This window comes from Butyrivibrio fibrisolvens, from assembly GCF_037113525.1.
GTDB lineage: Bacteria > Bacillota > Clostridia > Lachnospirales > Lachnospiraceae > Butyrivibrio > Butyrivibrio fibrisolvens.
This window is the reverse complement of record NZ_CP146963.1, coordinates 2,343,201-2,356,161: the sequence shown is the minus strand read 5'-3', so window position 1 is coordinate 2,356,161 and position 12,961 is coordinate 2,343,201. Positions and strand designations below refer to the sequence as shown.

The 12,961-nt window shown below is 41.2% G+C and carries 8 protein-coding genes; 4 read left to right on the top strand and 4 right to left on the bottom strand.

Going from position 1 to position 12,961, the window contains the following annotated elements; genetic code table 11:
* Window positions 1–144: 144 nt before the first annotated feature.
* Complete coding sequence (locus WAA20_RS09805; RefSeq protein WP_073389797.1) at window positions 145–1,182, bottom strand: aldo/keto reductase; 1,038 nt, start codon at window positions 1,180–1,182, stop codon at window positions 145–147.
* A gap of 234 nt (window positions 1,183–1,416) precedes the next feature.
* Here WAA20_RS09805 and WAA20_RS09800 point away from each other — a divergent pair, with 234 nt between their 5' ends.
* From WAA20_RS09800 to WAA20_RS09790, 3 genes are read left to right on the top strand one after another with little or no spacing between them, the layout of a single operon-like run.
* Window positions 1,417–2,391 carry a TAXI family TRAP transporter solute-binding subunit gene (locus tag WAA20_RS09800; protein WP_242951226.1) on the top strand — a complete coding sequence of 325 codons (975 nt, stop codon included), beginning with the start codon at window positions 1,417–1,419 and terminating at the stop codon, window positions 2,389–2,391.
* A gap of 4 nt (window positions 2,392–2,395) precedes the next feature.
* Window positions 2,396–4,390: a TRAP transporter permease gene (locus WAA20_RS09795; protein WP_330393674.1), complete on the top strand. Its 1,995-nt coding sequence runs from the start codon at window positions 2,396–2,398 to the stop codon at window positions 4,388–4,390.
* 5 nt (window positions 4,391–4,395) lie between these two features.
* A complete protein-coding gene (locus WAA20_RS09790; protein ID WP_073389794.1) occupies window positions 4,396–4,998 on the top strand; it encodes an AAA family ATPase in 603 nt (200 codons plus the stop codon).
* Window positions 4,999–5,248: 250 nt separating this feature from the next.
* Here the strand turns inward: WAA20_RS09790 and WAA20_RS09785 are convergent, their stop codons facing one another.
* Genes WAA20_RS09785 through WAA20_RS09775 form a run of 3 tightly spaced genes read right to left on the bottom strand, consistent with a single transcriptional unit; the run spans window position 5,249 to window position 11,192 of the window.
* Window positions 5,249–8,152: a glycoside hydrolase family 3 N-terminal domain-containing protein gene (locus tag WAA20_RS09785; protein WP_073389793.1), complete on the bottom strand. Its 2,904-nt coding sequence runs from the start codon at window positions 8,150–8,152 to the stop codon at window positions 5,249–5,251.
* Window positions 8,153–8,157: 5 nt separating this feature from the next.
* On the bottom strand, window positions 8,158–8,715 hold the full coding sequence (locus WAA20_RS09780; protein ID WP_073389792.1) for a hypothetical protein: 558 nt from the start codon (window positions 8,713–8,715) through the stop codon (window positions 8,158–8,160).
* 56 nt (window positions 8,716–8,771) lie between these two features.
* A complete protein-coding gene (locus tag WAA20_RS09775; protein WP_073389790.1) occupies window positions 8,772–11,192 on the bottom strand; it encodes a glycoside hydrolase family 3 C-terminal domain-containing protein in 2,421 nt (806 codons plus the stop codon).
* A gap of 370 nt (window positions 11,193–11,562) precedes the next feature.
* Between WAA20_RS09775 and WAA20_RS09770 the strand changes: the two genes are divergently transcribed.
* Entirely contained in the window at window positions 11,563–12,927 is a 1,365-nt protein-coding gene (locus tag WAA20_RS09770) for a sodium-dependent transporter (RefSeq protein WP_073389788.1), read from the top strand.
* Window positions 12,928–12,961: the final 34 nt, after the last annotated feature.

Genomic DNA, 12,961 nt, shown 5'->3' with positions numbered 1-12,961 from the left:
TTGTATCCTCCAATAAATTTTTTATTAATTTCAACCCCAAAATTATAGCCCACAAAAATGTCTAATACAAGATTTTATTTAACCAATTCTTGCTCTTTATTTTTGGAAAAAAGCGAAATTAAAAGTCACCTTTTCAAGATAAAACTATTTTACCTTCCTCTCCCCTTTAAGTACCATCCTGTAATCTTCCAGATTCTTCTTCAAAAGCTCAGGAATATTGAGCTCATAAGGGCATCTTGGCAGGCAGGCGCCGCAGTTTACGCATTCATCAATCTTCTTCATCTCTTCCTGCCAGTATTCTGAAAGCCATGCATCACTCGGAGCTCTTCTTAACATCAGAGACATCCTGTTACACTGATTGATCTGAATACCAACAGTACAAGGGCTACAATATCCGCAGCCTCTACAGAAATCGCCCATAAGCTCTTTTCTCTCGCTCTCGATAAAAGCTTTGATCTCATCGTCCATGGAAGGAGTCTCATCCATATATGAAAGCCACTCATCAAGCTCTTTATCTCTCTGGATGCCCCAGATCGGAACAGCGCCATCAAACTGGGATATAAAGGCCATTGCAGCCTTTGAATTAGTGATAAGACCGCCCGCAAGTCCCTTCATGCCGATAAATCCTACATTATGTTCATTACACATATGAATCAGCTCGATCTCTTTATCTGATGCAAGATAGCTCATAGGATACTGAACTGTCTCGTACAGATCTGATTCTATGAGTTCTTTGGCAATACCAAGCTTGTGAGCAGTTCCGCCAATATGTTTGATCATGCCTTTAGCCTTAGCTTCCTGCATGCATTCGTACATTCCGGTTCCATCACCTGGCTTATAGCACTGGCCCATGAGATGAAATTGGTATACATCGATATATTCAGTTTTTAAAGTTGCAAGTGATGTCTCAAGATCTTTCCAGAAAGCTTCAGGAGTTTTGGCCTGAGTCTTTGTGGTGATCACGATCTCATCTCTTTTCACATAGCCATCTCCAAATGCTGCGCCAAGCTTCTCTTCACTGTCGCTATAAGCTCTTGCTGTGTCAAAAAATCTCATGCCGCCATCATAAGCTTTTCTAAGAAGCACTACAGCTTCGTCCAAAGACACTCGCTGCACGGGAAGTGCTCCAAAGCCGTTTTGCGGAACGCATATGCCGGTGCGTCCTAATGTAACATTTTTCATAATCTTCTCTCCTTTTAAAATCTCTTTGCCAGATTTATCTTTTACTTAAGATGTTCTTAATTGCCATTTGTATTCATACTATTACATGTTCATCCCTTCTACAATATAAATGCTTAAAGATTTTTACCCAAATTCTTATCCTGTAAATATGAAAAAGCACCATATTTTTCATCAAAAACAGTATATGAAAATATATGTTAAAATATATTCTGACAAAATAAGAAAAGAGGGAAAATGATGAAGAAAACACATGTTTTCAGGACTTTAAGTTTAGTCCTTGCCGTTGTCATGTGCACATGTCTTTGCGCCTGCGGTAGCGGCCTTCGTTTCATGTTTGGAACAGGCGGAACTGCAGGAACATATTATGCATATGGCGGAGTTCTTGCCCAGTATATGAAGCAATATGCGGGCGTTCGCGTTACTGCCGTATCAACAGGCGGTTCTAAAGCTAATATTCAGAGTATTCAGGATGGCGATTTCCAGCTTGGATTCACACAGTCAGACGTTATGTCTTATGCCTGGTCCGGAACCAGAGCATTTGAACAAGACGGTGCAACTCACGATTTCAGAGTTCTTGGATGCTTATACGCTGAAACTGTTCAGCTTATCACAATGGATCCGGATATCAGATCCGTATCAGATCTCAAAGGTAAAAGTATTTCAATAGGTGAAGCCGGTTCTGGCGTTTATTTCAATGCGCTTGACGTCCTTGAAGGCGCCGGTATCACACTTGATGACATAAAGCCCCAGTACCAGTCTTTTGAAGACTCCAAAGAGTCTCTTAAGGATGGCAAAATAGATGCAGCCTTCATCGTAGCAGGTGCGCCAACTACTGCTATTACAGAGCTTGCTACAACTAATGGCGTAAAGCTCATCGGAATAGACGGCGATCTTCGTGATGGCATTATAGAAAAATGCCCTTACTACTCTGCTTATACAATTCCTGCAGGAACCTACCCCGGACAGGATGAAGATGTAGAGACAATCACAGTAAAAGCAACAGTTATCGTATCTGCTTCACTTGACGACGATGTAGTTTACGACCTTACAGCAGCCATATTTGATCACATAGATGACATCACTCTTGAAAATGCCAAGGGCGCAGAACTTAATCTTGAAAATGCAACAAGCGTAACTGACGTTCCTTACCATGAAGGTGCTGCTAAGTACTACGCTGAGCATGGAATCACAGTAAGAACGGAGGAATGATATTTTGAGTACTAACAATAATATTGAGACTAAAGAATCGAATATCTTAAATGCCTCCGCAACTGCAGCGCAGACACAGACAGGAGGCGCTGACATCGATTCTGTAATGCGCAAATATGACAGAGAGTCCAACACCAGAGTATGGACCGGAGTTCCAAAGATAGTCGTAACCGTTGTCCTTGCACTCTTTTCACTCTGGTGCATTTATGTAACACTTTTTGCAACCTTCCTTGAAGAGATAAGACTTACATCCTTCATGGCACTTATAGTCCTAATGGGATTCCTTATCTATCCTCATAAAAAAGGCCTTACAAAGCCTAACTACATTCCAATCGGCGATATGATCTTCATGCTCCTTGGAACTGCATCATACTTATACTTTACTTTCAATGCTAATGATATAATCAACCAGGGAACAAGATTTGAATGGTACCAGATCATAATAGGTATCGTCGGAATCGCTGCTCTTGTAGAAGTTACAAGAAGATGCGTAGGTATGCCTATTCTCATCGTAGCAGCATTCTTCGTTATATATGCTCTTACGATAGGCCTTACAAACCCAAGCTTCCCTGGAAGAGTCAGATACCTTGTACGTAACCTCTTCTATACAAAAGGCGGAATCCTTTCTACACCAGTTAATGTATGTTCCAAGTACATTGTCGTATTCATTATCTTCGGAGCATTCCTTGAAAGAACCGGAATCTCAAGCTTTTTTATCGAGCTTGCAAACAGCATTGCAGGTAGATTCGCAGGTGGTCCTGCCAAAGTTGCAGTTATCTCTTCTGCCCTCTGCGGTATGGTATCAGGTTCATCAGTAGGTAACACTGTAACAACAGGATCAGTTACGATCCCTATGATGAAAAAGACAGGCTACAAGAACGAATTTGCAGCCGCTGTAGAAGCTGCTTCATCAACAGGTGGTCAGATCATGCCCCCGATCATGGGAGCTGCAGCCTTCCTTATGGCAGATTTCATCGGTGTTCCATATTCAGATGTAATAAGTAAAGCCGTACTTCCTGCAATCCTTTACTTCTTTGGAATATTTATTACAGTTCACCTTGAAGCAAAGCGTCTTAAACTTACAGGAATTCCTAAAGACCAGCTTCCAAGCTTCTTTAAGCTTATTAAAAAGATCTATCTCCTTATACCTATCATCATGCTGATAGTATGGGTATCAGGTAACTACATGACTATGCAGAAGGCCGCATCACTTGCGATCATCCTCTCTATCATAGTTGGCTTCATCAATAGAGATGCAAAGCTTAATCCCAGAAAGATCCTTGATGCTCTTTCATCAGGCGGCAAAAGTGCTATCACAGTCGGCGCAGCCTGCGGCGTAGCCGGAATCATCTCCGGAGCTATCACAATGACAGGTCTTGCCAACGAACTTATAAACGCTATTGTAGGCGTAGCTGGTGATAAGCTCATAATTGCGCTCATACTTACAATGCTTTGCTGTATCGTACTTGGAATGGGCGTTCCTACAACAGCCAACTACTGCATCATGGCTGCTACAACAGCTCCTATCCTTATAAGAATGGGCGTTCCGATCGCAGCTGCTCACTTCTTCGTATTTTACTTTGGTATTGTAGCTGATATTACTCCACCTGTTGCCCTTGCAGCTTACGCAGGCTCTGCTATTGCAAAGTCCAACCCTATGAAGACAGCCTTTACCGCTTCAAGACTTGCTATCGCAGCTTTCATAGTTCCATATATGTTCTGCTTAAGCCCGGCGCTCCTTATGATCGATACAACACCTCTTGCTGTTGCCCAGATAAGCATTACAGCAGTATTTGGTATATTCGGACTTGCTGCAGGCCTTGAAGGCTACTGTTTTACCGATATGAACAAGATCATCAGAGTACTTACAGTTGTCGGAGGACTCCTTCTCATCTATCCGGGTCTCCTCACAGACGGAGTCGGACTTGTACTTGTGATCGGCTCACTTGCATTTCAATTTATTATGTCAAAAAAGACTATAAAAGGCGCGGAGGCATAACTATTATGGATAACCTTAAATTCCCTGTAATTACGATCGGTAGAGAATACTGTGCATATGGACGCACTATCGCCGGAATGCTTTCTGAAAGACTCGGAATCCCTTATTATGATAAGGATTTTGTGAAAAAAACTGTTATCGAAAGCGGCTTTTCAGAAGATGAAGTCAACTCTGAAGGAGAAAGCCTCTCCTCTTTATCTCTTTTTATAGAGCATTTTTTAAATGGTACAGCTGCTTACAATTCCTATGATGACATCTTCAATGCACAAAAGCACGTAATCGTAGATCTTGCCCAAAAGCCCTGTATCATCGTAGGCCGCTGCGCTGACTTTGTACTTAAGGAAGCAGGCATTAAATCGCTTGACGTATTCCTGTACGCTGAAACAGACTTCAAGCTTGAACGTGCAGCCCAGCTCCATCCGGGAGTAGATGACGCTCACCTTAAGAAGATCATGAAAAAACAGGACGAACTTCGCCGCATTTATTATAAGCACTATACAGGTCATGACAGCTACGATTTCTCTAACTATGATCTGTGCCTTAACACAGGAATCATCGGCGTTGAGAAGTGCGCTGACATTATCGAAGAAATCGTCAAAGGCGTTTAAGGTCAAAAATTACAGGATGTAGTTACGACATGTACAGAAAAACATAGATGCTTTTCTGTGTTGGACGCTCATATCCTTTGAAATCTATGATCTATAGTCAAAGCTAAATAAGAATTACCATTGGAAAAGGGACACCGAAACGAATCCGGTGCCCCTTTTCCTTATATAAACTAATTTCTCATACCCGTCTTAATGATATAAAGTATTTACCATTTATAATATTTTATAATTACCGGTATACCTTTACTTCTTATGCCACCTCTTCTTTTTTCTTAAATGCCTTTACAAGTATCAGGCAGCAAAGTGCGATAACCACTGCATCTGCAATGTAGAGGATAACCTTCCATACCGGCAGCTTATTGGAATAGTTCTCTTCATAATATGCACGGCTGTTAGCTACTACATAGAGTGCATTCTTAGCAGACTGTCTCATAGCCTGCTGAGCTCCGTTTGTATCTCGGAACTGAACATTATTGGTCTGAGTCGGATAGTTAACAAGCATCATATCTGTACCATTTCTGATAGCCTGATCTGATGACATGTATCCATATACACCAAAGTAGTCAGTAAGTACAAATCCCTTAAAGCCCCATTCACCTCTAAGTACGTCCATAAGAAGTTCAGAACATCCGCCTGCCCATCTGTTTCCGATGTAGTTAAAAGATGACATAACTGCAAGACAGCCATAATCCTTTACACAAGCTTCGAAAGGTCTTAAATAGATCTCACGGATTGCCTGCTCATTGGACCATGTGCAGAGCATATCAAGACGATTCTGCTCCTGATCATTAAGTGCAAAGTGTTTCATGTAAGCATATACGCCATTTTCCCATGCACCTGCTACAGAGTTACCTGCAATATATCCGGAAAGAAGTCCGTCTTCTGAATAATACTCGAAGTTACGACCTGCAAATGCTGTTCTGTGGATATTCATGGCAGGTGCATACCAGCCGGAAGTATCCATTTCATCAGCCATAACGCCGATGAAGTAACCAAAATCATGAGCAAGCTGCTTATTAAATGTAGCTGAGATAACTACGCCTACAGGGAAGCCCAGTGAGCCGACACCTGTAAAGTTGTTGTTGATAGATGAAGGTCCGTCGCAGTCATTTGTACGGATCTTACCAACACTGTCAATTGAATTGGTCTGGTATCCGCCAAGTGAAATGATATCGTTCATTTCATCAAGTGTAAGCTGATCCATAAACTGATCCCACATAGGATCATCCTTGTCGATACCTACCATGTCTTTTAACTTAATACCGTTATCAGCTCCTGTTGTGATAGCAGCTGCATTTGGATCTTCATCGGCAGCAGTTGCTTCAGGAGTAAGATAATTACTGATGTTGTAGAAAGAAGCCTTAGCTTCATCTGTCATATTGTAATCTGTAGGAGCGCTGATCGCTTCAGCATAGTTTGCAAAGCCGTCAGCTCTTGAAAGATAATTAACTTCGCCTTCTGCAAAATCAAATCTGTTAGTTACTTCTGCCTGATCAGAGTTACGACCCTTGATCTCAGAAGCTACTGTATAAGTCTTGGAGTCGATTATATTATGAGAATCTTTATTAATGGAAATAATATAATCTCCTGCTTCAAGCACATATCCCTTAGCATCTTTGTAGTCATAGGAAGCCATGTCTTCGAGGGCAAAAGATACTGTGATAGTCTGAGAAGCTCCGGGTTCAAGAATATCTGTTTTCTCAAACTGAACAAGGTTTGCAGATGCCTTTTCAATTCCGCCGTTTGTATACGGAGGATTGAAATAAACTTCAATAACGTCTTTTCCTGCTACGCTACCTGTATTTGTAACAGTTACGTCAAATGACAATGTTCCATCAGATTCTGTGATCTCGCCCATCTTCTGATCAAATGTTGTATAGGAAAGGCCATATCCAAATGGATACTGAACGATCTTATCATAATCTATAAGGCCTTCAGCAGCTGCTGTCTCATAGAACTTGTATCCAACATAGATTCCTTCTACATAGTTTACGAAAGATACATAGGATGTTGATTCAACACCTGTAAAGCCTGTTGAAGTATAAGACATATCATCCATGTTCTTATAATTGAAGTCACCAAAGTTATTCCACCATGGTGTTTCTTCAAAATCATATACATATGTATCTATAAGTCTTGCGGAAGGATTAACTTCTCCGGCAATGATCTCGCCAAGAGCTTTCATACCAACGTGTCCCTGACCAGCTGTCCAGAGAACGCCCTTGATCTGTGCATAATCATTTACAAATCCAAGTTCGAAAGCATTAGCTCCGTTATAAACAAGGATAACCTTGTCAAAATTCTTACATACAAGGTCGATCATCTCTTCTTCTCTGTTTGAAAGCTGAAGATAGTGATCACCTTCATCCCAGTCATTGCCTTCATTTAATGAATCGTCATAAGTACCTGCAGTATAGGTTGTTCCATCCTGGAAGGAGCCATCTACTACAGCCGGCATATTAGCTGGAAGGTCAGCACCCTCACCACCTGAGCGGCTGATAACGATCATTGCTGTATCAGAGAATTCTTTTGCGTTACTTATAAGAGAATCTGTATAAAGAGATACGTTAGGTTCCGGAAGTGTCCAGTCCTGAGCCCACATACCAACTTCAGGTCTGTCAGCCTTATATTCTGTATAGAACTGAGTTAGCTCAGCGTTAGTCTCAATTCCTGCATCCTTCAAAGACTGAAGTATATCAGTTGTAGCATAGGCATTATTTAAAGCACCTGATCCTGCTCCGCCAAGGATAGGATTAATTGATGCCCAGCCAAATACATTGAGCTTATCTCCCTTAGCCATAGGAAGAATATCATCGTCGTTTTCAAGAAGAGCGATACCCTCTTCGCCTATCTGAACTGCAACCTCTGTAGCTTTATCAGATGTTGCTTTTGAAATAGTGCCACTGCCTGAAATAAGATCCAGCATAGTACTCATAGGCCCTGTACAGATCATATTGACAACTATGCAGATTCCGGCAAGAAGAGCTACCAAAAGACAGGCTTTTGTTCTTCTCTTAGCCGGCTGCTTTTTCATAGCCTTGCCGACAACGATCCTTAGGATGATCCAACACACTATGATTATGCCAAGCGCTATAAGATAAGGTTTTAGTGTATTAAGGACATTAAGCACATCATCGAAATTAATAGCTAGCATATAGATTAATCTCCTTTCTTAGCTTCTCCTTCTGGGAATATAATCTTGTTAACAAAAAAGAATATAACCATCGAGATACCACCATTTAGAACTACAGTTCCTATATTGTAAACAAAATCAGGTACAAAGTGGCCTGCAACAGCTACCCATACACAGTTGATGGAGTTGACTATGCAGGTGATGATAATAAAGGCGATTACATACCACATGGCCTGGAAGTATATATTGCCTTTACTTCTGAATACAAAGCTTCTCTGGATCGGGAAGTTGATGCACTCGCCTATTACCATAGCTACCATATAGGCCCAGAAATACCTCATACCACCGCTTGCCTGATCGTAACCTATGATATTCCATAAGAACTCTATTCCAAACAGATTCACAGGAATACCGGGCCATCCATAGTCGGTTTCAGGCATGAAGGAAAAGGCTTTGGGCAGAAACTGAAGGATAAAGTACTTAAAGACCGTGATCAAATTACTTACGATCACAAAAAGTCCTCCTTCTCTGATCCATTTAGCTGCAACAGGATGCTTATCTGCAAAGCTGTTCCAAAAATTCACTTAAAACCTCCTTTTCCGCAAAACTTTTGCTTATTTATATCATTAAGATAAACGCCTTACCCGCTTATCTTCTTTTCGTATTTCTTATTAGCACTGCTATTCTTGAAATATCCTTTTATAACTCTTCCAAGACCTGTCCAGAAATGTCCGTTCACGATCTTCACAATGCCGCTTACCATCTCCCTGCTGACAGCGCCACCTGTCATCTTAGCCATGGCTCTGAATGGCATATTGTATATGAAAAGAATATTAAGATCCGGCTTACCTGCATCTTCAGCCTTCTTTTTCATCTTTGTAAGCTTCTTATAAGCAAATCTTGCAAGACCGCTCTTTGAATAATAAAGCTGGCATATCGCATCATTAGGCCCAAGCTCGCCGCTCCATTTACCAATAGGAATAGAATATCCAAGAAGCGTCTCAAACTCCTTATCAGGAACCTGCTGAATACTTCCGCTGTAGTAGTGCTCCATTTCGCTCTTTTCATAAGGATATTCAGTTGTAGTACCCTTAACATGGAGGCTGCCTGTCAGCACGATATCATTGACGTTCTTACCGATCATGATATCGTAGTCGCCCTCTTCAACCTCCCATTTACCGGTCTTAACATTCCAGTATCTGAAGGTCTTGTCATCAAAATCAATCTGTACCTGCACGCTTTGTCCTGCAGGAATACTTACTTTCTTAAATCCCTTTAATTCTTTGTCAGGTCTGTATACATTGGCATTTTTAAGCCCGACATACAGCTGAACGACCTCAGCTCCGTCCATATTGCCTGAATTTGAGACAGTTACCATTATGCCCTTATCACTTACTCTCAGATCTGAATAGGTAAAAGAAGTATATGAAAGGCCAAAGCCAAACGGATAAAGCACAGGAATGTTCGCAGTGTCATAATACCTATAGCCTACAAATAAACCTTCTCTATACTCAGAAGTACGCTCAGGGCTTGGATAATATCTAAAGCAAGGCGTATCCTCAAGCCTTCTCGGGATAGTCTCTGCAAGGCGTCCAGACGGATTTGTCTTACCTGTTAAAATATCCATGGAAGCCCCGGCACCTGCCTGGCCATTCAAATGCATATGTAAAAGAGCCTTGAAATAGTGATGCCATGGCATCTCAATAGCAGAACCTGCACTGATGATACCAATAAGATTAGGATTAGCCTGTCCAAGCTCCTGCAAAAGAGATATCTGATTCTGAGGAATTCGCATATGCTCTCTGTCAAGGCCCTCAGATTCGCTGATCTCATTGAGGCCGAAGAAATACAGAACAACATCTGCTGTAGCTGCCAGATCTACAGCTTCTTTTTTCATAGTTGCATCTTCTTCACCATTACGGAGGTATCCTCTGGAAGATCCCACAATCTGCAGGTCGTAAGAAGAAGCTATCTCTGTGATCTTTTCACATTTTGTCGGTTTTACAAGGGAAGAGCCTGCGCCCTGATAGCGCGGATCAAAGGCAAAATCGCCTATGATGGCAACTTTGGTCTTTGGTTTAAGTGGAAGAATCTGATTTTCATTCTTTAAAAGGATCGCACTTTCACAGGAAGCCTTTCTTGCAAGGGCGTGATGATCCTCGGTGTCAAAAGACTCCTTGTGATCTTTAGCATTTTTGCTAAGTTCCATTACAGCTGTGAGCAGGTTATCAACTCTAAGATCTATTTCAGATTCTGTGATCTTTCCTGAGTTAACTGCTTCAATAAGCTCTCTTGCAGAATCAAGACCAGGATTAGGCATCTCAAGATCAGATCCTGCCTTAACACCCAGAGCATGATCATTAGAAGCTCCCCAGTCAGTTATGACGATACCATCAAAGCCCCATTCATCTCGAAGTATATCTTTTAGCAGATGCTCATTTTCGTTTGCATATGTTCCGTTGACCTCGTTATAGCTGGTCATAATAGACTTTGCATGAGCTTCTTTTACAGCAATCTCAAACCCTGTCAGATAAATTTCCCTAAGGGTTCTTTCATCAATAACGCTGTTCATAGCCATACGTCTCATTTCCTGGCTGTTTACAGCAAAGTGTTTTGGACATGAATATACGCCATTTGCCTGAATTCCTCTTGTATAGGATGCAGCCATCTTGCCTGCAAGATAAGGATCTTCAGAGAAATACTCAAAATTACGCCCGCAAAGGGGACTCCTTTTGATATTAAGACCAGGTCCAAGAAGCACGTTAACGCCCTGCGCCATAGCTTCCTGACCAAGGGCATCACCAATTCTCCTTCCAAGCTCTTCATCCCAGCTACTTGCTATAGTCGCAGCTGTTGGGAAGCAGGTTGCAGGAAGGGATTCATTAAGACCAAGATGATCTCCGGCGCCGGCCTGTTTTCTTATGCCATGAGGGCCATCAGAACAGAAAACAGAAGGAATGCCAAGCCTTTTATAATCTCTTGTCTGCCATTCGCCTTTTCCGCTCAAAAAGGCGGCTTTTTCTTCAAGAGTCATCATGCTTACGATATCAGTATTTTTCATAATTTAACCTCGTGGTTTGCAATTGATGTAACTACAGGACACAGTTACAACATGTCCGAAAATACAAAAATGTATTTTTATGTCGGGCCTGTTTTTCATCAATTTACAGAGCTAATCTTTCATTAACTTCTTACAAAATCCAGATTTAAACTATAATATAAAGACCGCATATATATTATCGGTATATATTTTTTTATTCTTTACATGTTTCATAAGTTAAAAGCTTGTATTATTAAGGCATTCAACGCTTTTTTTGTTAAAAACATATTGATTTTATTGAATTATTTTAATTATTTCTTGCCACAAACACTTTTGTGCTTTAAAATGCTGTATGGATAAAATATTTGATAAACGGAGTTAATTAAAATTTATGGACAAGAAAAGAAGTCATTTTTCAGGAAAGATCGGATTTGTACTTGCGGCAGCAGGTGCCAGCGTAGGACTTGGTAACATATGGAGATTCCCATATCTTGCTGCCAAGTACGGCGGAGGCGCATTTCTCCTTGTATATATAATCCTTGCACTTACATTTGGATATACAATGATAATTTCTGAAACCGTTATGGGAAGAATCTCAAGAAGAAGCCCGATAGGAGCCTTTCAGGCATTTTCAGACAATAAAGTCTATCACGCAGGCGGCTGGATCAACGCTATAATTCCTATCCTCATCGTGCCTTACTATTCTACCATCGGCGGATGGGTGCTCAATTATCTGTTCCAGTACCTTGTAGGTAATACAAGCGGCGTTGCAAGGGATGATTATTTTACATCATTCATTTCTAATGGCGTTCAGACAGAGACCTGGTTTTTAGTATTTGCATTTTTTACCCTTGTAGTTGTATTTGCAGGAGTTCGTAACGGTATAGAGCGTGTTGCCAAGTTCATGATGCCTGTTCTTGTAGTCCTGTCCCTTATCATAGCTGTTTATTCCATGACAAGACCCGGAGCTCTTGCAGGAATCAAATACTTCCTCATCCCTAATTTTGATAATTTCTCATGGATGACAGTTGTTGCAGCAATGGGCCAGATGTTCTACTCACTTTCAATTGCTATGGGTATTCTTATAACATTTGGATCTTATATGAAAGATGATGTTCATATAGAAGAAGCGACTGTAAACGTAGAAATTTTCGATACAGGAATCGCTATCATGGCAGGTCTTATGATCATTCCTGCTGTATTTTCTTTCTCAAACGGAGATGCAACACAGCTTGGAGCAGGCCCAAGCCTTATGTTTATAACACTTCCCAAGGTATTTGCTGAAATGGGCATGACAAGGATCATGGGAATCATCTTCTTTGTACTTGTATTTTTTGCAGCACTTACAAGTGCCATAGCACTTTCTGAAAGCGCAATATCAACCTTCGAAGACGAGCTTAACTGGAACAGACACGTTTCAACTCTCGTTATGGCTGGGATCATGATCTTCTTTGGATCACTTTCATCTCTTGGCTATGGACCACTTGCAAATGTGACAATCCTTGGAATGCAGTTCCTGGACTTTTTCGATTTCCTTACAAACTCAGTTATGATGCCTATCGCAGCTATATTCATCTGCTTCTACATCATTAAAGTCATCGGCTTCCATGCAGTTGAGCACGAAATGACCAAGGAAGGCGGAACCTTCAAGCGCAAAGGCCTTTACCAGTTTATGATCAAATACCTTTGCATCGCATTCCTTCTTGTCATACTGATAAGCTCAATACTTCAGGTTTTAGGAATAATTATAATCTGATCTGACGCATAAAAGGACTTGGATATTATCTCCA

Coding starts and splice junctions, on each gene's coding strand:
- WAA20_RS09805 (WP_073389797.1), bottom strand. CDS start 1,182: ATGAAAAATGTTACATTAGGACGCACCGGCATATGCGTTCCGCAAAAC.
- WAA20_RS09790 (WP_073389794.1), top strand. CDS start 4,396: ATGGATAACCTTAAATTCCCTGTAATTACGATCGGTAGAGAATACTGT.
- WAA20_RS09800 (WP_242951226.1), top strand. CDS start 1,417: ATGATGAAGAAAACACATGTTTTCAGGACTTTAAGTTTAGTCCTTGCC.
- WAA20_RS09775 (WP_073389790.1), bottom strand. CDS start 11,192: ATGAAAAATACTGATATCGTAAGCATGATGACTCTTGAAGAAAAAGCC.
- WAA20_RS09770 (WP_073389788.1), top strand. CDS start 11,563: ATGGACAAGAAAAGAAGTCATTTTTCAGGAAAGATCGGATTTGTACTT.
- WAA20_RS09785 (WP_073389793.1), bottom strand. CDS start 8,152: ATGCTAGCTATTAATTTCGATGATGTGCTTAATGTCCTTAATACACTA.